We start from the raw sequence: 22,144 nt of genomic DNA, 5'->3' as shown, positions 1-22,144 counted from the left end.
AAGTTTATTTCTGTCGCGAGTATTCTGCCATTGCATAAGCCTCTTTCTCCCACTTGTCAAACATCCTCTTTGCTACAGCATATTCATTACCGTATTTCATTGGAGAATAGTGTTTTGGAGTACTTATCCACTTATACTCCATCTTTGTCATTGAGCTGTAAAAATCATCCGCATTTATAGCCTCCCTGCCGGAAGTGCGCGGTAAATTCTCTTCATACTCCCGATAGTTTTTCCAGCTGCCGTCCGTTAATTTTCCGCGCAACATCTTGTAAAACATTTGCCAGCGAGGAAGGTAATACTCCCTTATTAAACCGCTCCATTCCCGCCAAGAGTAATCAAACAAAACGTCTCTTCCGTACCAGCTTTGCGGTATGTCCTGTCCGTCAAATTGTGCCTTGCCGCTGCAATTGTTGCCGTTGTTGGTGGCGCTAATATTTGTTTGTTGAACTTGTACCGGTCCCCACTGGGTAACTTGCATGGATTGATTAAAATCATATAAATCAGACTCTTGCTGCGTTGTAGCCCATGAATGTGCTTTCTGAATTTTATCCTCAAAACTGTACTCTCTGCGAGTGCCGACAAGTGAATCTAAATCTGTAAGCAGTTCATAAAATTCTGCAGTGCGCTTGTCAAACTCAGTAATGTTACCGCTCTCAAACGCCTCTGCAATTTTTTTATTCAGCCCTTGTCCAAGATTGCTCATGATTTGTCTCTGAATATCCACTATATCAAACATATATCCGTCGGTTATAGGATCACAGCCAAGCAGAAAATCTTCTGCAATTATCAGAGTGTCCTGGCTGTATGGAATTCCGAAATTTGAATTTGGACCGGACTTTTTTGGATGCAGCGCCGGGCGCGCGGCAATGATTGAACTCTTTTCAGTGCCGTTGGTTCCTCTGCGGTAAGGGTTGTGCCACAGGCGGATAAGTGCATCAAGTGTGTTGTCTGAAACATATCCGTAGCGTCTTACGGAGTATCCGTGCAGCCAGTCAATCATATCTGCTTTATTTTGATGTACGGGCATCTCAAATGCCAAATCATAATAGAGCGGATTCTGGCAAATTCCCTCCATAAAAATTCCGCTGCCTACAACCGGAGAACCATCATCTGCCGCCATAGTGTACTGATTATCAGCTAGTGCCTCTATGTCTCCGTGCATGTTGATTCTCCCTCCAAAATTGTGAAGATTGCCTGCCAGGTATGGATAACCCCAGAATTTTTTCTCTCCAGGTTTTGACGGAGTATACTGAGGATCAGCCAAATCCAAAATAATAAGAGAGTCTTTTGGAATAGCCTCAACTATCTCTTTAGTAGGGGTCCAGCCCTGCATAATCCAGTATTTAAAATTTTTATCTGCCTCCCGATAGAGTTTTAATACTGCCTTTGCAACTCCGTGTAAATAAGAGCTATCCGTAGAGATAGGGGTACTCTCGTGAAATGGGTCAGTTGCATAAAATCCGTGAAGCCCGTAGAGTTTTTTCTCCTCTTCAAAAAATATTTTTCCAAATTTCATGAACAGCGGATCTGTCGGATCTAGCTGAGCTACAGGTGCAAAGCCGCACCAATCCTCTTTCATCTGAATGTTTGCCTGCGGATAAATCTCTTTAAATCTTGCGGGAACCCCTCCGGAAAATCCTTGCTGAATAGGGTGCATGCCTAGCTCTAATTCCCTGTCGGTGATCTGCTTGCCAAGCTTTATATGGCTCTCAATCCAGCTCTTTGGAAGCGGTCCTGCAAAGCTCTCTATGTTTGTCATCCATTGCCATGCAAAGTATGCGGGGCCGCAAAGATATTGGCGCGCCTGCTGGTCCGTGTATCCTATGCGCAGCAGCGCATTGTACCAAACTCCCTCCAAACCAACAACTTGCAGCGGCATATTTATGCCATTCATGGCCATGAAGTCTATAACTCTTTGCCAGTCAGTCCAATTCCACCACGCTCCGGTGTAGCTGAAGGAACAGTAATTGAAAAATGAGCGATACTTCCCGTTGATACGGCCGTTGATTTTTTCAGATGGCAGCGGTAGTTTTTCAGGCAATTTGAGGTTGTCTCCGCAGAAGGAGAGGGAAACCTCACAGTACTCTCTAAGATATTGATAATAAGCCACGCATAAACCAATCTTCTCTGTGCTGCGCAGCAGAATTTTCCCGTCGGGAGCTTTATAAATTGAATAAGGTGTCCCTTCATATTTGCTTGCAGGGAATTCTTTTGCCGGTGCTATCTGCAGCTCAAAATTGCCTGAATGTCCCGGCGTTATCCTCTCAATGAGCTGTTGCACAGGGTGTACTGAGATACGCTGCGCAGGGCGTACTGTAGCCAGTTGTTTGTTTGCAGTCTGCTGCAAAGCAGGTTGCAGATTAATGTTTGTTGCATGCTGGCAGACAGGTATCAAAAATACTATTGTAAACAGGAGTAGTTTCTTCATGATTTTTTGTTAAACCTCGCAAATTTAACAAAAAGAAAGCGGGGGACTCGCGTCCCCCACTAACATATAATCTCTATAAGTTATTTAAGATACTCTCTTATAGCTCATCTCCCGGCTGGAATGTTCTTCTGAAACCGGTAATTTTATAGGTATGACCTGTTACAGATGAAGTATAAGTCATCTCCATATAATCAGCCTTTCCGCCGCTAGGAGGAGTTGCACCGTCAACAACAACTTTACCGTCTGTAATTGTGCTGGTTCCGCCTTCCAATGTGTTAGGACCGCTGCCGGAGAAAGTTAGAGATTTGACATCGCATTGAATTTTGCATTTTGTGCCATTCTCATCACCCGTGTTAATAACAACCCACATATCTGTTGTAGTTTTAGCTGCAACATCGGAGGTAACAACGTAAGTGGTGAAGCTTGTACCTGCAGTTTGATCTGTTACTGTGGATGCCCACTCACCGCAAAGCGGATAGATAGGAGACATGTCCTTACTATAATTCCCGTATGTCTCGCATGAAGATAGGCCGGCCACAGCCAGGAATGCAACTGCAATATATGTAATAAATCTTTTCATTTCTTTATACATTTAAGTGTTATTATTTCTGCCACCACTGTTTAGCTTCAATCTTAACGGTTGGTGTGTTAGTATTATAGTCAGAGGATGATTTAGGATAAAGCATTCTGTGAGGGAATTGATCTGCAGGTAGAGATGAATCTACTACAGGAACTAATTCTCCGCTTACATAACCAGCCTCAGAAGTTAACTTAGTTCCAAGTGCAGGAATGCCTGTTCTTGTGATATCAAAGAAACTATCCCATGCTTGGCAACGTGTAGCAGCAACCCATTTCTGAGTAAGGATGCACTTTAACATTGTAGCCTGAGAAGTAGCGTCAAATGCGTAAACTCCGCCTGTTGCAATGAAAGTTGAACAATCATAACCCCATCTGTCAAATGCAGCTTTAACTCCAGCCTCATAGAAAGACTGAGCCTTTGATGCTTTGTCAAGACGAGCCCAAGCCTCTGCCTGCAAGAAGTAACTTTCTGCTTCTGACATAAAATATACAGGGTCAGTTGCAGCTAGTGTTGCGCGTGAATATCTAATGCCTGTAGCAAGACGATAACCTGCCTCATTGCTTGGATATGCACCAGATGTTTTATCATAGAAAACTTTAATACGAGGGTCTGCATTGGCTCTTAAATAATTTGCCAAAGTGTTGCAGGCTACCATGTTTCTTGTAGTATTAAGTTTTCTTCTATCATTCTCAAAAAGAGGATTTGAATGGTTCTCTTCATTTACAAATGTAGCTATCTTAGCATCTGTAGTTAAGAATCCGCCGGCATCTAATGCTGTGGCAATAGTTGAAGAATACTTGCTCCAGTTGCGCATCATAAGTTTTAGTCTCAAAGTCTTTGCAAATGCAATCCAATTTTTAACGCTACCGCCAAAAACTATATCCTGGCCTGACATATCTACAGCAGCGTTTGCTGCTGAAGTTGCTTTTGAAATAACGTTCTCCAACCTCTTGATAAGATCATCATTAATTGCAGATCCCTCATCAAATTTTGGAGTAAGGTTTGCATTTCCAAGTGCTGCCTCAGTGTAAGGAATATCACCATACCAGCTTCCTAGTATGTGATACATGAAGCATAACATGGTCTCTGATGCTACAAATAGGTTGTCTGCGTTTCCGGCAGCAGCAGAATATTTAACTGCATTTGTCAAATCAGGTATTGCGCCTGCATAAGGAATAGACCAAAAACGTTGATAAGAAGTATTTGTAATAGAATAATCTACAGTAGTGTTGTACTGGTTAGATGCATTATTCTGAGTGTAGTGCTGGCTCCATAGTGAACCAACTAGCTCCATGTCTCCTCCAACTATCGCTGCAACCTGAATCTGCCCAGAAGGAAGTAACATCAATGGATCCGTTACGGTCTCAGGATAATTAGGGTTCTTGTTTATATCCATAAATCCGCCTTTGCAGGAGCACATCAAAACTGCTACAACTATGACGGAAATGTATTTTATCATATTTTTCATATTCTTTCTGTGTTAAGATTTAGAAGGTAATTTTTATGCTGCCTCCGAATGTTCTATTCGTAGGTGCTGCAGCAAATTCACCAAATTCAGACTGAAGGTCATTGCCATAGTTTGATCCCTCTGGATCTACATAGTTGTTCTCCTTAGGAGTCCACATAAACAAGTTCCTTCCAATAGCGCTGACTGTGATACCTTTAATGAAACCAGTCTTTTCGCAAATACTCTTAGGTAAATTGTATGAAAGTACAAGTTCGCGAAGTTTTACATAATCCTTCTTAAGAACCCAATTTCTGTAATAAGCTGTGTTCTTTGCATTATTGTAGTACTCGTAAGTGTTGTAAGATGTAATAGGGATATCATTCTCAACATATCCTGTACCTGCATCATTTAATCTAACAGAGTTAGGGTAGATGAACGGAGCACGGTTGTTGTAAACGGTTGGAGTAGCATTTCCTGCAAAGTGATACAATTGAGCTGTATAGCAGTAGAAATATCCGCCGTTTCTCCAATCAACAACTGCAGAAAGAGATAAGTCTTTCCAAGTGATCTTGGTTGTAAATCCCATCTGGAATCTTGGAGCTGATGTTCCAACAGTTTCTTTCTTGCTGGCATCAATTTGAGGGAATCCCTTAGAACCAACTATAACTCTTCCCTGATCATCTCTTGCAATTGCAGGTACCTGGAATTCTCCTAGAGGTTTTCCAACAACTGCTACGTAAGATACACTGTATGCACTTGTCAAAGTGTAAGATGTTACATCATCCCACAACTCTTTAACCTTTGACCAGTTCTTTGTAAATGTCATACCAATATCCCATTTCCAATCTCCGGATTTAATAGGTGTACCGCCTAACATAATTTCAACACCCTTGTTGCCAATTTTACCAACGTTACGTGTTTGAGTAGTATATCCGGTTTCTGGTGCAACTGATGCTGCAATAATCTGATTCTTAGTATTTTTATCATAATATGCACCATCAAAAGTCAATCTGTTGTTAAACAAATTAATATTTAGACCAACCTCAAACTCAGATGTAATCTCCGGCTTCAAGTTCTTTGTAGGAAGAGAGTTGCTTTCTGTTAAACCAAGAACTCCACCTAGAGGAAGGTATAGAGAGCCAAAACCTAATCCAATCTGAGTAGCTGAATAGATACCTGATGTTCTGTAAAGAGGAGCGTCATTACCAGTCTTTCCATAAGCTAGTCTTAACTTTAAGAAAGAGATAGGAGTGTCTTTAAGATCAAATGCATCTGTAAATACTACGGCTCCGTTTACTCCCCAGTAGAAGAAATGGTTGTCATTGATAGGAAGTGTAGAAGACCAGTCATTACGTGCTGTTGCAGTTAAGAATGCCCAATTTTTGTAACTTAAGTCTGCCTGTGCAAAAGCGCCCATAAGTCTTCTTCTCTGATAATAAGAAGTTGTTGTAGGGCTTGATGTTGTATTTGCAAGACTGAACCATCCCGGTGTACTAAGACCATATAGATAAGAGTCCAAGTAAGAGAATGTACGTTGATTAATGTCATAACCAACAACGGCATTTAGATTTAAATCTTCTGTCAATTTATAATCTGCTTTTAACATACCGGTAGCATCCAACTCTTCCTGTTTGTCGTAATCTTCTGAATAAGTACCTGCAAGATCTGATTTGCTGCCGTATGCCCATGCATCGCTTGGAATAACGTGTTTCTCATTCCATCTCTTTGTTCTGGAGCTTGTGAAATCGCCGCCAATACGTGCTTCTGCGGTTAGACCTTTGATAATCTGGTAGCTAATATCAATTTTACCATAGATTCTATCATCCTGATATACGTTCTTGTTGTGATCTACAACCCAGTAAGGGTTTTCTGCATAGAATGTATAGAAGTTATCTGGGTTGAAGTGGACATCATTATAGTCCTTCATAGCTTTGAAAGAAATATCTGCGCCGTACTGTAGAATCTCCTGGAACATAGATGCTCCATCATTTCCTTGTCCAGCAGAAGGTTTCTTTGCATCCTTTCTTACGTAGTTGATGTTTGCGTCAATAGAGAAGTTCTTATACTTGGCATTGCCGCGGAATGAGAATGTATTTCTATTATAGGTGTCTGCCTTGTTTGGCATTACTCCCTTAGCATTTGTGTTGCCATAAGAGAATACCATACCCAAATCTTGATTGCCGGCAGCAACTGAAATGTTGTTTGTAATCTCATTGCCAAATGTATAGAATTTGCGGATATTATCCTTTGCAAATGAGAAAGGCTTTGAAAGAACTTGGAACCCATTAGGTTTTGAAGTTGCATTCTCAACTGAATAAGCCCAAGGACCCCATTCCTGAATTCTGCCGTCCATTCTAGGACCCCAAGATCCGTTCTCTGCTGCGTCAAATACAGGCCAGCCTTGTCCAAACATATCCTGTCCCTGAGGAACTCTCAATACGTTGGAACCCATTAATGAGAAATCATAGTTAACAACAAGGCGGTTTTCTTTAGCGCGCTTTGTTGTAATCATGATAACTCCGTTTGCTGCACGTGAACCGTAAAGAGCTGTTGCTGAGGCACCTTTTAGAATAGTCATGCTCTCAACATCGTCTGGGTTAACGTCATTGGCTCCGTTACCAAAATCGACAGAATCATTAAAACTGCTGGAACCGGCAAAACCGTTGCTCATTGGAATACCATCAATAACATAAAGTGGATTATTGCTGGAGAATGAAGAATAGCCGCGGACCACAACTTTCTGTGAAGAACCTGTGCCTCCTTGTGAAGATACCTGAACACCGGCAACCTTTCCCTGAATACCCGTCATAAGGGCAGATGATTTGGCGTTGGTCAGGTCATCAGACTTCACTGTGGAAGTAGCATAACCCACAGATTTCTGTGAGCGGGTCATACCCATTGCCGTAACAACAACCTCATCAAGTACGTTGGCTGATTGCATCGTTACGTCAATAGCACTTCTTCCGTTTACAGAAATTTCAGTTTTGTTGTATCCTATATAGGAAAACACCAAAACTGCATTTTGAGGACAGCTGATGGAATACTTTCCATCAACATCGGTCATCGCGTTAACGTTGGTTCCTTTAACCTGAACGTAAGCTCCGACTAGCGGCTCACCGTTGGCCGCGTCCTTTACAGTACCTTTAACTGTCAACTTCTGTGCGAACAACGCGCTCGTCAGAGTCAGTAAAAGGACCGTCATCAAAAGTTTAATTTTCATAAGATTTAATTTAGTTTGGTTTGTTTTGTTTTGTTACATATATATAGTTTAGTTATATTTTTAACCACCAGTTCGCTTTAGGTTTAGCGATGACTGCGTAAAAGCCTAATCAAAGATAAGAAAAAAAATCTAAAATCAAATTTTTTGTTACGTTTTTTTTACACTTTGTTACTTTTTAAACCCCATTCCCTTTCCATCAAGTATCCTTTGAAAGTACCAAATGTGCTGTGAGAGTGCATAATTCCAAAATCTCCAAGAGTGATATCCGGGACTTAAAGTCTCAATCCAGCGCACTTTTGCTTTTCCTGCCGCTGTGCAAAATTCTCCCGCTTCCTTTGACATATAGTCATTGTAACCGCAAGAAACAACGATGAATTTATTGTTGCGTTTAATCTTGTTAACTCTAGATATTGCGCTCTCTTCTGAAAATCTGGACAGGTCATCGCCAACTATTTTTTTCATGTCTTGAGACAGACCTGTGGAAAGTTTGTTGGGTTCCGCATAGTGATTGTAGCAGTCATTCAAATCCAGTACTCCGCTCATGCTGCCTGCCGCACGGAAAAGCTTTTGATTATCAATGAATAACGTAATAGCGCCGTGTCCTCCCATGCTCAATCCGTCAATGAAAGTGGTTTGCGGGTCAAGGTTATATTTTGCAAAAATTTGTGGAAAGAATTCTTTGTTAAAGAAATCTTTTGACTGCATTTTATTTTTATCTGAATTATTCATGTACCAGCCGTTGTAAAATCCGTCTGGACAAATAATTCTAAAACCTGTTTCATTGCAAACAGACTGAATATCAACTTTGTCGCTCCATGCTTTATAATCTCCCTGCCACCCGTGCAGCAGAATTATTGTTGCGTGAGGCTGTGCGTTTTCCGGTGTGAATATATATATGGAGTCATTGCATTTCAGATAGTTAGGAGATTGCATCACTAATAGTTCCGGAGAGCCGTTTTGTTTTGGAACTGCAGGTTTTACTTTATCAATTTTTCTTCCGTTATCATACCCCATCTCTTTGCCGTCCATTATTCTTTTAAAGTACATAATATGTTGGTCTAGAGCATATTTCCAGAATGACCATGAGTGAACTCCGGGGCTCAGCGTTTCAATTACAGGTACATTATTTGCCCTGCATGCTTGTGCGAAAGATATTGTACAAGGGGCAAAAAAGTCTGAGTATCCGCAAGATACAACAATCATTTTTGGCTTGCCCGCAATAAGTTTTATTCTCCTGTCTGCGCTCTCATTGTTGAATCTTGCAGTGTCCTGACCCATAACCTTTTCCCGTTCTGCTGCAACATCCTGCTTCCAAGATTTGAATAAGAGTTTTTTAATGAATGTGTCATAAGCAAGCTGCAAATCAAGCACTCCGCTCAAACTGCCGGCAGCCTTAAATTTATCGTAATTATCTATGAATACGTTAATTGCGCCGTGTCCTCCCATGCTCAATCCGTCAATAAATGTAGTCTCCGGATTAAGGTTGTACCTCTTATACATCTCCGGAATAAATTCTTTATTCAGAAAGTCACGCATCTGCATCTTGCTGGTATCAGCCCAGTTAACGTACCAGCTGTCCTTCAATCCGTCGGGACAAATAAATCTAAAACCGGTGCTGTCGCTGAGACTCTGCAGGTCATTGCTCTTTGTCCAATTGGTATAACTTCCGCCCCATCCGTGCAGCAAAATCACAGTTGCTTGAGGTTTTTTACCGGAAGGTGTGAAAACAAATATTGAATCATTTGCTTTAAGGTATTTTGGCGATTCCATCACAACCAATTCCTGCGACCATGCGGGAAGGGTGCACAAACATGTTAGTAAGCAAAGAGTTACATTTTTTATAGCTCTTGACAGTTTTTCTTTCATCATATCTTTTCTTGTTTTTACTGCGTTCTGAACGCGATTTTTAGTTGGCCTAATATACAAAAAAAACTGTTACAAAATTGTTAAACCCCCTTTTTTCTTGTATTTTTGCGGCGTTCTAAAATCAAACCTGATAACTATTTTAAATGATTTAAAACAATACCTATGGAATTCAACACAAAAGTATTCCAGATTAAGACCTTGACCAGGTCTTTAATCACAATGGTTTGCATCTGCTTTTTTGCAGCTCCCGTATTTGCTCAGTATGATTTGAGCGGCGCGGTATCTGTCAGAAATTAGAAGCAAACGGCTTCCACTATGTTGTATAGAGGCACTAACAATGCTTCTATGCAGACGGCTCCTTCTAAGACTGAGCCTAGGACTCTAGAGGCAATTCCTCAAAACAAGTCTATTAAAGGTACTGTTGTAAATGCAGCTGACGGCACTCCGGTTCCCGGAGCAGTTGTTCAAGTTGTTGGTACCAACAAGTACGCAACAACTGATGCCGACGGTAACTTTACAATTAATGCCGGAGGTAAGGCTATCTCTGTTCAATGTCTTGGTTTTAAGACAGTAACAGTTAGCAACCTTTCAGATGGAATGACAATCAAAATGACAGCTGAATTGGTAAAACTTGATGATGTAGTTGTAGTCGGATATGGCAGCCAGAAAAAAGTCACTTTGACCGGTTCCGTCACTTCAACAAAAGGAGAAACTGTGGAGAAGAACTCTTCCGTTAACCTTTCACAAGGTTTGGCAGGACGTCTTCCCGGCGTTATCATCAACAACCGTTCAGGTGAGCCAGGAGCTGATGGTACAACAATATTCATCAGAGGACGCAGTACTCTGGGAGATAACAGCCCTCTTATCATCATCGATGGTATAGCAGGCCGTGAGAACTTGGACCGTATTAATCCTGAGGACATTGCAAGTATTACTGTTTTGAAGGATGCATCCGCTGCAATCTACGGTTCACGTTCTGCAAACGGTGTTATCTTGGTTACGACAAAGAGAGGCAACTTGGATCAGAAACCAGTTATTACTTTCAGTTATGATCTTGGTATTCAGCATGCTACAAGGCTTCTTGATTTGTGCGATGCTAATCAGTATGCAGCTGCATACAACCAGGCAAATGAACTTGATGGTGTTTCTGATGCGTATTCTGCCGATGAAATCAAAGCAATTAGGGATGGTTCCAACAGGGTTGAATATCCAAACACAAATTGGTTCCATGAGATTATTAAGCCTGCTTCTTTCCAGCACAAATTTGGTATTACTATTTCCGGCGGTTCAAAGAGCATGAATTACTTTGTATCTGCAAACGGACAAATGCAGGACGGTATCTACAGAAAGAGTGCAACTAAGTATGACTTAGCGGGTTTCCGCGCAAACGTTGATACAAGAGTGGCAAAGAATTTAAAGATTGGCGTTGATATCTCAGGCAGACAGCAGCACAAAGATTATTCAGCATTCTCTTCTGACAATTACGGTATTTTCTACATGGCTGCAAGACGTTCTCCTCTATCTACCGCATACTATCCTAACGGATTGGTACAGAGCGGTACAAACCCTGTTGTTTTGGTTACAGACCAGACCGGTTATGACAAGACAACTCTAGACCGTTTGAACACGACTGCAACATTGAGACTGGACATGCCTTTTGTTACTGAAGGTTTGTGGGTTGAGGCCCACGCGGCTTATGACTGGACATCTACTTTCAGAAAACTTTGGGAGACTCCATGGTGGGGCTACAACTATAATAAGGAGACTGGAAATTATGACCATCTTCTTGCTACCGGTTATTTCTCTACGCCAGCTCTTTATGAGTATTATACTACCAATCATCAGATGACTTTGAATGCTACTGTAAACTATGACAGAACATTCTTTGAGAAACATCACGTTAGCGCAATGGTTGGTGTTGAGCAGAACAAGTACCATCAGGATTATTTTATGTCTGCAAACATTTCTTATGATTCAGACGCAATAGATCAGTTATTTGCAGGAAGCGCGGATAATGCAAACTTTAAGGTAAATGGTAATGCGGTTGAGACTGCAAGAAGAAGTTACTTTGGCCGTTTGAATTATGACTATGAAGGCAAATATATGGTTTCTGCAATCTTCCGTTATGACGGTTCAGAGAACTTCCCTTCCGGACACCGCTGGGGCTTCTTCCCTGGAGTTAGCGCAGGATGGAGAATTTCTGAGGAGCCTTTCATAAAGGATAATTTTACTTGGATTAACAACTTGAAACTTAGAGCTTCATACGGAGAAGTTGGTAATGATAATATCTCTTCTTTCCAGTATTTGACAACTTTCTTATCTAGCAACAAGCCTGTATTTGGCAACACTACATCATCTAGTATTATTCCCGGCACAATCCCTAACTTGAACGTAACTTGGGAAAGAGCAAAGACTTGGAACTTTGGCTTGGACGGTACTCTTTGGAATGGAATGTTAGGTTTTGAAGTAGAGGTATTTAAGACAAAGAGAAGTGATATTCTTTGCACAAGAAACTCAACTATACCTAATTACACAGGAATGTCATCTTCTAACCTTCCTGATGAGAACATCGGAAAAGTTGAGAACAGAGGTATTGAAATTCAGTTGAGTCATTCAAATAATGTTGGAAGTGATTTCTATTACAGAATTTCTGCAAACTTTACATACGCAAGAAACAAAGTTATTTACATGGATGAAACTCCTTGGAGCACTTATGATGCTGCAGGAAATCTTGTAACTGACAGAAGTTATATGAATCAGACTGGCAGACCTATCGGTTCCGGACTTTACTATCATGTAATTGGCATGTTCAGAACTCAGGAAGATTTGGATAAATATCCTCATACTAAATCACAGAACCTTGGAGACTTTATTTTGCAAGATAAAGATGGTGATGGACAGATTACTTCCAATGACCGTTACAGAAGTCCTTATAACACAATCCCTCAGATTGTTTATGGTATTACATTTGAAGGCAAATGGAAAGATTTTGACTTTATGGTATTGCTTCAGGGACAAGGACGCGCCAGACTGGATTTGGGCGTCAACAATGACCCTGCTGTTGGTAACATCCTTAAGTCTGTTTATGAGGACTCTTACTCCTTGACAAACACTACGGCTTCCAAGCCAAAACTTCGCGCATCATACAGCGGAGATTATTATTTGAGAAAAGCTAATTTCATAAGATTAAAGAATGTTGAAGTTGGATATAATTTCCACGGAGATTTCTTTAGCAAGATTGGAATCAGCAATCTTAGATTCTACATAGGCGGTTATAACCTGCTTACTATTTCACCTCTTAAGGAGATTGACCCTGAGACTAACAGCACAGATTTGCAGGCTTATCCTCAGGTTAGGGTATTTAATACAGGTGTAAAGGTAACCTTCTAATATTGATATGATTATGAAAAAAATATTTATTATACTTACACTGTTTGCATTTACGTTGTCAATGACATCTTGCAACAAAGATTTCTTGGACAAGAAACCCTTGAATGCTTATTCAGAGACAGACGTATTTAGCAATGACGCAATGTGCGAGAACTTTGTGAACACAATGTACTTTGTAATCCGCATTCCTTACAATGAGGGTACTCTTGCAGCATGTACAGATGAGGCATATTTCAGATATGGAGGTTCATCTACCAACTATATTTCCAGAGGCGAGATGGATCCCTCCAAAATTATGTACTTGAATGAAGGAGGTTCTACTCACAATACTCGTAATACATTCATAAATATCTGGAACAGAGTTTATACTTATGTCAGATATATGAATATGTTTTTGGAGAAGATTGATAACGCTTCAGCAATTTCTACAGAGACCAAGAACAGGCTAAAAGGTGAGGTTTACTTTTTAAGAGGATGGGCTTACGGCAATTTGCTTCAGAGAATTGGCGGCTTCCCAATAGTTGATAAAACATACAACATTGGAGATGACTATTCAATTGAAAGAGGCAATTTTGACGAGTGCGTTAAATTCATTTATGCGGATTTGGACAAAGCTATTGAGTTGTTGCCGGACAAGGCTGCGACAAAAGGAAGAGCTTGCGCAGATGCTGCCCGCGCTATGAAGGCAAGAGTAGCAATGTTTGCCGCATCTCCTCTGTTTAATGACCCAACTGATCCTACCGATACCCCTTGGCATGGCGCATACAGCAAAGATAAATGGACTACTGCTAAAAATGCTGTATATGAGGTTATTAAGAGAGCGGAGGCAGGCGCTTATTCATTGGATGACACTTATGACGGATATTGGACAGATGTTAATTCTCCTGAGGTAATATGGGCATCATACATTTTGCCAACTTCTCAGAATTATATTTACTCAACAGCTGCTGAACAGTGCTATTCATTTGCTCAATTGCTTTGGGCTCCTGCTGCTACTTTTGGTGGTTGGACATGTGTTGCTCCTACAGAAAATATGGTAGAAGAGTATGAAATGAAGGCTACAGGCAAGAGACCGTTTGAAGATGGTTCTGGTTTTGACCCTAAGAACCCTTATGTTGGAAGAGATCCAAGATTCTATCTTTCAATTCTTTATCATGGTTCTCAGTTTAAGTTCAACAATGGAACAAAGGATAGCCTTGTTACTATTAAAATTGCAAAGGGTGCTACCAGTGCTATAAAGAATGATAACTTCTTCAGTAATTCCAATGGTACTCAGGGTACAGGATATTGGATTAGAAAGTTCTTGATATGGGGCGGAAAAGTTAGTGAAGGTCAGGGAGATAACCCTAATGTTATGTATCCTTGGTTCCGTCTTGCAGAATTCTATCTGGATTACGCAGAGTGCGCATATAATCTGGGAGATGATGCTACCTGCCGTGATTATATCAATAAGGTAAGAGACAGAAAAGATGTAATGATGCCTCACGTAACTGAATCAGGTACAGCGCTTCAGACTAGATTATATCATGAGCGTCAGATTGAGCTTGCATTTGAAAACTTCAGATATTTTGATGTCAGAAGATGGAAGATTGCAGGAGTGACTGAGAGAAAGATGACCTATGGTATCAGAATTATTAAGAACAACGCGGAAGGCACTGATTTGACTTACATCATGGCAACAAAGGGTGCAAACGGAGAACCTGATTTCACTGCATGTCAGAATGCAAGTTTGGCTAAGCTGGCTACTACATCACACAAAGATTACAGAGATTTCCAGCCTCAGCATTATCTGGTTCCAATACCTCAGAATGAGATTACAAAATCAGGTGGAAAACTAGTCCAGAATCCTGGTTATTAGCAGTATAATCTGTCGGGATTAATATTATTATTCACGATAGAATTTTAAAGGCGGAGTTTTAAAAGCTCCGCCTTTTTTATTTGACTTTCATGTTATCTGACAAGTTGCTTGGTCAGATAATGCCGTTGATTAAATCCTTTTTTCTGATGGCATGAATGATTCCAAGAAGTATGAAAAGCAATGCTGCCCAAATTGAGATTTCACCCGTTAAATCTCCATATTTTACAAACGGAGTAATATCATTGTTAACATTAATTTCTCCATTGAGAAATTCTTTTTTCCACCAGTTTGTCTGAGCAACAATATCTCCTCTTTGGTTTATTATGGCGGAGATACCCGTATTTGCGCAACGAGCTATATCTCTGCGAGTTTCAATTGCCCTTAATCTGGCATAGCTTAAGTGCTGGCGATATCCGAAGGTGTTTCCCCACCATCCGTCATTTGTTATAACGGACATTAGCTGGGCACCTTTGTTAATATAATCTCTGTAGAAATTCCCGTATATAGATTCATAGCAAATCGCCGTCCCTATCTTTGTTCCGTCAGATGTTGTAAATACCGTTCTTTCAGCCTGTTTCCCAAAGCTGCCATAGCTGCCGCCCATATCAATGCCAAACTTTTGAAGTATAACCTTGTTGCGGAAAATAGGATATGATTCTGCCATAATCACAAGCTTTGATTTATGATAAAAGTCATAATTTCCATTTGGATTGTTGAATACTGCCGTGTTGTAGTTGTCATACCACAAAGCTCCCGCAACATTTGTGGCGGTAGGGGACGGCGCATCGTTTCCAAGTTCTCCGTTCATTTCAAACATTCCGCTCTGATTATTAGGCGCATAGAAAAATTGTGTAACGGCTCCCCAAATAAAATTAACATTGTGTGAGAGTGAAAAATTTTTGAAAGCCTTATACGTTTTATTGCTGTCGGGAGTATTTTCTAAAAGAATATTCTCTTTTGAGTCTGGTGAAAAAAAAGTTTCAGGTGCAAAAACTAAATAAGTATTTGGAGTTACGGCTTCCTTTGCAATACGGAAAAGAATTGTGTCTTGCTGATTGTTTGAAAGTCCGCCGAATTTATCATTATATGGGTCTATATTCGGCTGAAGAATAGCAACTTCCTTTGTTACTCCGTATCCGCTGTTTTCCTTATATGTGTAGTAACGGAATTGAGAGTAGATAAGCGGAACAAATAAGAATATGGCGGCAACAATAGAAGATTGAAGTATTTCCTCTTTCCAAACAATGAATTTGATAATTCTAAAGAATATCAGGTTCATCAATAGTATCCAAAGAGAGCCGCCAAGGGCACCTGTCATTGAGTACCACTGAACTGATTTAACGGATGTGGCAAAGGCATTTCCCAGCGTCAGCCAAGGCCAGCTGATTTGAACATTTTGGTATACGCGTTCCCATCCAACCCACATTAACATAAAAATTATATATGGAAAAATTCCCGTCGCTATTTTCCGGAACCAACGGAACAGCCTGAAAATGATAGCCATCTGAAGGGCGTTCAAAATAATGGCAGCAGCGGCTCCACCAGGCGTAGCTTTGAAAATCCAGTAAGTTGTTATAAGATTCCAGATAAAAAACACACAGTAATATATTATCCAGAAATTTTTCTTTTTATGCGATGTGGCTATGTATTCAGCTGTAAATAAGGGAATAAATGCAACCAGCATTATTAGTCCGGTATGCGGAACTATGAATGGAATTGATAATAAAAGTGCGGATGTTATTCCAAGCATCCATAATTTTAAATTCAGATTTTTCATCTGATTAAGTTTGTTTATAATAAATTGATTGTTAATTGTTTGTTGTCTTCAATAATTACCGTCATCTCTTTCCATGTTCTCTCCTTATCATCCATGATTGTCTTTGCTAAATCAAAAATCTCCCAGCAGTCAAGCAACTTTTCAGAACCGTCTGTAAAAACAATTTTCTCCTCAAACAGAGGGGAGTCCTCCGCAACGGTAATTTTAAATTCTATTTTTGCTACACTATTTGTGCCATCATCTGCATTTTTGTTGCAATTGTTTACAGCATAATTGATTATATCGTTTAGGTATGATGGCGCGCATAACGTTTTTTTACTCTCTCTTTTTTTCATTTCAGTTCTCATTAAATTGTAAATAATTATCGCGATGGTTGATTCTTTATTCTAATGCATTATCAAAAATGCCCGATACGTTCTGAATCATTTTCCCGTTTTCATCATAGGCTTTGAAATTATTCTCAAATCCATAAGGACGTTTTTCAACTCCGTGGTAAAGTATGTGTATCTCATAGGAGACTTTGTATCCTGCCCTTTTTGCTTTTGCCGCTTTTGTCTCTAATGTCTTGATTTTGCCCTCATTAAGAGCTTTTTTCTGCGGTACGTAGTTTATCTGTTCCGTCGGCCCGTACAGTTGCTGAGGTATTAAGTGGCCGGCATCGTCCAAACCCGGACGCCCATTTTTAAATGTGACGGAATAATGCTGGGAGCCCCTGTTCCTGCCTCTGCCCTTTAGTATTACGCTTGCGCAGAAAACTTTTTTAATACGTCCCAAACTGTCTGTATAGTAATCTATTCCATCAACTATATAGTGCGCATCCGGGAGATGAAGCGTATTAAGAAACATATTCATTATAACTTGATTCTTTTCAGTCTTCTCTTTCCCTGCGTCTGCAACTATCATATTTTCAGAAAGTATGCCGCAGAATTGTTTGCGGTTGTCAAAAACTGCAACCCACGGTCCCTTCCTGCTATTTACGTCGGAGACTTTTTGAATAAGCGTGTTTATGCTGTCGGCGAGATACTTATATCCTCCAGAAGGATTGCGGCGGAACTCATCTGCATCTACAAAATAAAAAGTGCTGAAATCTACGCGGTAATATTTTTTCTGCTCCACATTGCTCCACCAATTTTTGACCTTTGCGGATTTTGAAAGCTGCGTATGCCTGAAAGGATTATTGAAATTAAATGATGTGCACGCTATTAATGTAATGCATGCAGCCGCCAGCAATCTCAACATCTTTGCGGCGCTGAGAATGTTGCCCGGCTTGTTCTTATTTTTTAAATTGTTCATACATAGGCAAAAATAGTGTAAATTTGCTACAATTAATACGCATTTCTATGGAGGGCATAAACATACAGAAAACCAAGGCTATATTGCGCAGCGGCGGTGTCTATTTAACTTTTGGCGTTGCCTTTATCATCATGCTTCTTTTTTATCCTGTTGAGGGCAAATTTAAATATCAGTACCGCAAAGGCGCCCCGTGGATGTATGAGACACTTACCACTCCAATAGATTTTCCAATTCTTAAGACACAGCAGGAACTGGCTGCGGAAAAGAATGAGGCCGCGGCAAATATTGTTCCGTATTATACTCTCTCACAGTCTGTTGTAAATGACAAGATAGCGGAACTTGCAAAAGAAAATTACAAATACAGACTGCGTTCTTCTTTGCTTGAGGTGATTGAAGGCGCCATGAGAAAAGTGTATGCGGCTGGTATTCTTCCCGACAGAGCATTAGCCGACAAGACGATTTTTGTGCAGAGCGGCAGGACCACCAGCCAGGAGATGGAGTCTGATTTATACACTGTTACCAAGGCTACAAAGTTTTTAAAGTCTGAAGTATTTGCAAACTTTCCCTCTATAAATTCAGATTCACTTATGAGGGCAATAAAGGCTCAGGAACTTATTGTCCCAAATCTGAATTATGATAAGAAGACGACGGAAATCCTTCATAAACAAGCTATTGATTACATATCTCCTACAAAAGGAATGATGTATTCCGGTCAGCTGATTGTGACAAAAGGTGAGACTGTAACGGCCGATATAGAGCAGCTCCTTGATTCCTATAAAGCTGAGTATAAGAAGAGTTTGGGATATTCCGGAAATATTTATGTTTTGGAATTATCTCATGTAATCATCATCATCGCCCTTCTTCTGCTAATTTATTTTGCTTTGTATTTCTCTGATATTGAGATATTCAGACATCAGAACCAGTTGAACTTCATAATGTTTATATGCTGTCTGAATTTTGTGGTGCCGATGCTTGTGAGACTCATTAACCCGGCTCTTTTATATCTTGTGCCGTTTGCCGTTACTACTTTGTTTATGGCGGCATTTGTCAAGAACAGGGTTGTAATTCCAATATACCTTGTCTCCATGCTTCCGCTCATTTTAATTGCAGAGAACGGAGTGGAGCTTTTTGTTATTAACTCTCTGTCGGGAATAATTGCATTAATCTCATTTTCAGTGTTCGGCACTGGCTGGATGCAGTTTGTAAACTCGCTGTTTATTTTTACCGGGCTGACTATTGTGCATATAGGTTTTTCTCTCCTTTCAAATGGAACGCTTGTGGAAGAGGATACGGTTACAATTTTTTATCTGTTTTTAAATGCTCTGCTGACGGTTGCCGTCTATCCGTTTGTATTCCTGTTTGAAAAATTATTCTACATGGTATCCGTATCAACTCTAAGGGATTTGTCAGATACAAACAGCACTTTGATGAGAGAACTTCAGCGTAAAGCGCCAGGGACATTTCAGCACTCTTTGCAGGTTGCAAATTTGTCCGAGAGAGCAGTAGCAGCTATCGGAGGAAATTCCAGGCTGGTCCGCGTAGGTGCTATGTATCACGATATTGGAAAGATGTTAAATCCTCAGGCTTTTATAGAGAATCAGGCTCCGGGAATAAATTATCACACCGGACTTACCCCGCAGGAGAGCGCCGCAGAAATTATAAAACATGTTACAAACGGTGTTGTACTTGGAAAGAAATATCATCTGCCTCAGGAAGTAATAGATTATATTGCTTCACATCACGGGCATTCAATGACAGGATATTTTTACAATGTATATTGCAATAATGGCGGTGACCCGGCCAATGTAGAACCTTTTACTTATAATGGCTCTTTGCCTGTTACAAAGGAGGAAGTTGTTGTTATGATGGCAGATGCGGTTGAGGCCGCTTCCAGAACATTGAAGAGTTTCTCCGCCCAGAGTATTTCAGACTTGGTGGATGAGGTGCTCAGTCACAGGCTTTCGCCGTCCCAGCTGGCAAAGGCAAATATCTCATACAGAGAGATTAATATAACCACTATGGTATTCAAGAGGCAGTTGCAGGAGATGTATCACGCAAGAATTGTCTATCCAAAGAGGAATCAAAATTAGTGTTAATGGCAATTAGTTTTTAAGATAAATATTAATGGAAAGTAGTTTAAAGGAATTTGCTCAGCTTATTGGAATAGATGATTTTAGCGAATCGTCAAAAAGACTGCAAGAGTTTTTGGATGAGGTATTCATGCCGCGTGCGAATGCTATTGAGAGGATGAAAATTCTTCCGGTGGTAAAACAGTTTTCAGAGTGGTTCCCTGTAGTGTCTAAGGGGTATCCGCGCTGTCAGGAAGTCATCCAGGCAAAGCTGGATGTTTCTGCATTTAAGGGGATTACAAGCGCCATCGTGACTGCGAAGACACCACTTAAAACAAACAGGGGCAGTGAGCAGGAGGAACAAAATGACCTGGTAGAGATGCTGCCGCTGAATTTTGTGGGAACAGATACGGTGGAAATACATTGGCCAGCATATTCCCGCATAAGAGATGCATTTTATGAATCAATTGACAGCCAGTTTAATATGGCTGTTTCTATTGGAGATACGCTATGCGATCTTGTGGGAAGCATTAATTTTCCTATTGGAATTTCTCCGTGGTTTGTAGCGGGATTTTTAAAAAATAAGGGAATTGAAATGGCCAATTGTCTTACGGAGGATCTTTCTGTCCCGGCAGAAAGTGACTTTGTATTAGGAGGTTATATTGACAGAAATGAATTCAAAAAGAGCGGTGCCCTGTATCCGTTAATGCATATTACCGGAATTACAAATAAGAAAGAAGCAGAGGTTCCAAAGATTTTTGACAAAACTTCTCCTGATGCCGACAGCGAGCTAAAAGAGCTTGAAATAAATAAAAACAGATGTATTGAACAGATAATTCTTAGTATCTTGAGAATTATGGTATATCCTGAAATTGAGGATATCGCATTCGCCGATGGGGGACTGTGCAAAGATGTTGTAATAGTGAAACTGTCGGGAGCTAATTATCAAGGAAAAGCATTAAGAATTGCACACGCCCTGTGGGGGTCTTCTATGTTTAAGCTTAATAAGGTTTTTGTGATTGTGAGGGAATATCCGGAGACTTTTGGAAAGAAATTAAACATTCGCAACGCAGAGGAAGTTAAGAAGCAAATACTGGAAAATTACATTCCAAAAGCAAACACTTATTTTACCAGAGGGCTTATAGATGAGAGAGATACGTCTGCCCCTCAGAAAGGATTTGGAGGCAAGATGTGCATAGATGCAATGGGTGCCGTAAATGCATTGCCGTTTGATAATGCAGAGACTGACTTGTCAAAAGTTTCTTGCAAGAGCAATCTAATTTCTTACGTAAGCCGCGGAGAAAATATTCCAAAAAACAGTGCGATTGTTATTGTCGTTGATGATAAAGAGAAGGACTCTTCACTTTTGCGTGCTACTGCAAAGACGGATGTAATAAAAGATACGGAGTTTGTGGGTGAAGGTGTTACTTCTACGCTGGTTATCAACACAGAGAAAATCTAGAATTTCTTTAGTACGATTAACTGGAAGACACCCTCGCAAAAAGAGATGGCGCCAATCGCCGCAATGATAACGCCTGAAATTTTGTTGAGCATAATAAGCTGCCTTAAGCGGAATTTTTTTCTGAAGGTGCTTACAGTTGTGCTTAATGTGAACCACCAAAGTGCTGAGCCTGTGAAGATTCCCCAAAGAACGGTCAATATTACCATTCTTGGCTCAACTGCGGAATCTGCAATGTTGAATCTTACGGCTGTGAACATTGCAAGAATCAAAAATATAGAGCCCGGATTTGTAATGGTCATTGCCAAAGCCTCTATGAAATCCTCTACGTGTTTGCTCTTCTTATTTTTTTGCCTAATCTGCTTTACCGGATTTGTTACGTAAATTTTAAGACCGATAAGCAATATTACAACTCCTCCAACCATTAAAACTGCTGCCTTGTGGCTATCTATTAAATCCTCTATAAATACAAGACCAAGTAAAGAAATAGTGGAGTAGAAAGTATCTGATACAGAGGCTCCCAGACCTGTGAAAAATCCTGATGCGCGCCCTCTGCTTAAAGTCTTTTGTATGCACAAAACCCCAAGCGGTCCCAGCGGAATAGAGGCTCCCAGCCCTACAATAAGCCCCTTTATGAAAATCATCAGCATATTCCCCAGTTTTGTATATTTGCAGTCGCGCAAATATAATACAATAAACTCAAAGAATGCAAGAGAGCAAAAATCATAAAATCGAAAAGGATTTAAAAAACGAGTCT

At 40.4% G+C, this 22,144-nt stretch carries 13 protein-coding genes; 4 read left to right on the top strand and 9 right to left on the bottom strand.

The window, feature by feature from the left end; translation table 11 throughout:
- Window positions 1-4: 4 nt before the first annotated feature.
- The 5 genes from LKM37_09105 to LKM37_09085 all read right to left on the bottom strand — a co-directional run bounded on the left by LKM37_09105 (window position 5) and on the right by LKM37_09085 (window position 9,544).
- Window positions 5-2,428, bottom strand: a complete 2,424-nt coding sequence (locus LKM37_09105; GenBank protein ID MCI1721140.1) for an alpha-N-acetylglucosaminidase — start codon at window positions 2,426-2,428, stop codon at window positions 5-7.
- Between the two features lie 97 nt (window positions 2,429-2,525).
- Window positions 2,526-3,008 carry a hypothetical protein gene (locus LKM37_09100; GenBank protein MCI1721139.1) on the bottom strand — a complete coding sequence of 161 codons (483 nt, stop codon included), beginning with the start codon at window positions 3,006-3,008 and terminating at the stop codon, window positions 2,526-2,528.
- Window positions 3,009-3,030: 22 nt separating this feature from the next.
- The gene (locus tag LKM37_09095) at window positions 3,031-4,467 is read right to left on the bottom strand and encodes a SusD/RagB family nutrient-binding outer membrane lipoprotein (protein MCI1721138.1); all 1,437 of its coding nucleotides are present in this window, start codon (window positions 4,465-4,467) and stop codon (window positions 3,031-3,033) included.
- 28 nt (window positions 4,468-4,495) lie between these two features.
- Entirely contained in the window at window positions 4,496-7,675 is a 3,180-nt protein-coding gene (locus tag LKM37_09090) for a SusC/RagA family TonB-linked outer membrane protein (protein ID MCI1721137.1), read from the bottom strand.
- Between the two features lie 168 nt (window positions 7,676-7,843).
- Window positions 7,844-9,544, bottom strand: coding sequence for an alpha/beta hydrolase-fold protein (locus tag LKM37_09085; protein ID MCI1721136.1), 1,701 nt, complete (start codon window positions 9,542-9,544; stop codon window positions 7,844-7,846).
- 312 nt (window positions 9,545-9,856) lie between these two features.
- Here LKM37_09085 and LKM37_09080 point away from each other — a divergent pair, with 312 nt between their 5' ends.
- Both LKM37_09080 and LKM37_09075 read left to right on the top strand, forming a co-directional pair.
- On the top strand, window positions 9,857-12,931 hold the full coding sequence (locus tag LKM37_09080) for a TonB-dependent receptor (protein ID MCI1721135.1): 3,075 nt from the start codon (window positions 9,857-9,859) through the stop codon (window positions 12,929-12,931).
- Window positions 12,932-12,944: 13 nt separating this feature from the next.
- Window positions 12,945-14,789, top strand: a complete 1,845-nt coding sequence (locus tag LKM37_09075; protein MCI1721134.1) for a RagB/SusD family nutrient uptake outer membrane protein — start codon at window positions 12,945-12,947, stop codon at window positions 14,787-14,789.
- 112 nt (window positions 14,790-14,901) lie between these two features.
- Here LKM37_09075 and lnt read toward each other — a convergent pair whose 3' ends face one another.
- From lnt to LKM37_09060, 3 genes are read right to left on the bottom strand one after another with little or no spacing between them, the layout of a single operon-like run.
- A complete protein-coding gene (gene lnt, locus LKM37_09070) occupies window positions 14,902-16,566 on the bottom strand; it encodes an apolipoprotein N-acyltransferase (protein ID MCI1721133.1) in 1,665 nt (554 codons plus the stop codon).
- 14 nt (window positions 16,567-16,580) lie between these two features.
- Window positions 16,581-16,901 carry a hypothetical protein gene (locus tag LKM37_09065; GenBank protein MCI1721132.1) on the bottom strand — a complete coding sequence of 107 codons (321 nt, stop codon included), beginning with the start codon at window positions 16,899-16,901 and terminating at the stop codon, window positions 16,581-16,583.
- 46 nt (window positions 16,902-16,947) lie between these two features.
- Window positions 16,948-17,859, bottom strand: coding sequence for a DNA/RNA non-specific endonuclease (locus LKM37_09060; protein MCI1721131.1), 912 nt, complete (start codon window positions 17,857-17,859; stop codon window positions 16,948-16,950).
- 47 nt (window positions 17,860-17,906) lie between these two features.
- Between LKM37_09060 and LKM37_09055 the strand changes: the two genes are divergently transcribed.
- Together LKM37_09055 and LKM37_09050 are read left to right on the top strand one after the other, a co-directional pair.
- Window positions 17,907-19,949, top strand: a complete 2,043-nt coding sequence (locus LKM37_09055) for an HDIG domain-containing protein (protein MCI1721130.1) — start codon at window positions 17,907-17,909, stop codon at window positions 19,947-19,949.
- Between the two features lie 34 nt (window positions 19,950-19,983).
- On the top strand, window positions 19,984-21,390 hold the full coding sequence (locus tag LKM37_09050) for a UbiD family decarboxylase (protein ID MCI1721129.1): 1,407 nt from the start codon (window positions 19,984-19,986) through the stop codon (window positions 21,388-21,390).
- Here LKM37_09050 and LKM37_09045 read toward each other — a convergent pair.
- Entirely contained in the window at window positions 21,387-22,031 is a 645-nt protein-coding gene (locus LKM37_09045; GenBank protein ID MCI1721128.1) for a LysE family transporter, read from the bottom strand. The two genes, LKM37_09050 and LKM37_09045, sit on opposite strands and share 4 nt — an antisense overlap.
- Between the last annotated feature and the right edge of the window lie 113 nt (window positions 22,032-22,144).

The organism is Bacteroidales bacterium, from assembly GCA_022647615.1.
Lineage (GTDB): Bacteria > Bacteroidota > Bacteroidia > Bacteroidales > UBA932 > Egerieousia.
This window is presented reverse-complemented; position numbering and strand designations above follow the sequence as displayed.

Bases quoted from the DNA above. Each gene is read 5' to 3' on its own strand.
- LKM37_09090 (MCI1721137.1), bottom strand. From the start codon at position 7,675: ATGAAAATTAAACTTTTGATGACGGTCCTTTTACTGACTCTGACGAGC.
- LKM37_09065 (MCI1721132.1), bottom strand. From the start codon at position 16,901: ATGAAAAAAAGAGAGAGTAAAAAAACGTTATGCGCGCCATCATACCTA.
- LKM37_09080 (MCI1721135.1), top strand. From the start codon at position 9,857: ATGTTGTATAGAGGCACTAACAATGCTTCTATGCAGACGGCTCCTTCT.
- LKM37_09095 (MCI1721138.1), bottom strand. From the start codon at position 4,467: ATGATAAAATACATTTCCGTCATAGTTGTAGCAGTTTTGATGTGCTCC.
- LKM37_09045 (MCI1721128.1), bottom strand. From the start codon at position 22,031: ATGATTTTCATAAAGGGGCTTATTGTAGGGCTGGGAGCCTCTATTCCG.
- LKM37_09105 (MCI1721140.1), bottom strand. From the start codon at position 2,428: ATGAAGAAACTACTCCTGTTTACAATAGTATTTTTGATACCTGTCTGC.
- LKM37_09075 (MCI1721134.1), top strand. From the start codon at position 12,945: ATGAAAAAAATATTTATTATACTTACACTGTTTGCATTTACGTTGTCA.
- LKM37_09050 (MCI1721129.1), top strand. From the start codon at position 19,984: ATGGAAAGTAGTTTAAAGGAATTTGCTCAGCTTATTGGAATAGATGAT.
- LKM37_09100 (MCI1721139.1), bottom strand. From the start codon at position 3,008: ATGAAAAGATTTATTACATATATTGCAGTTGCATTCCTGGCTGTGGCC.
- LKM37_09060 (MCI1721131.1), bottom strand. From the start codon at position 17,859: ATGAACAATTTAAAAAATAAGAACAAGCCGGGCAACATTCTCAGCGCC.
- LKM37_09085 (MCI1721136.1), bottom strand. From the start codon at position 9,544: ATGATGAAAGAAAAACTGTCAAGAGCTATAAAAAATGTAACTCTTTGC.
- LKM37_09055 (MCI1721130.1), top strand. From the start codon at position 17,907: ATGGAGGGCATAAACATACAGAAAACCAAGGCTATATTGCGCAGCGGC.
- lnt (MCI1721133.1), bottom strand. From the start codon at position 16,566: ATGAAAAATCTGAATTTAAAATTATGGATGCTTGGAATAACATCCGCA.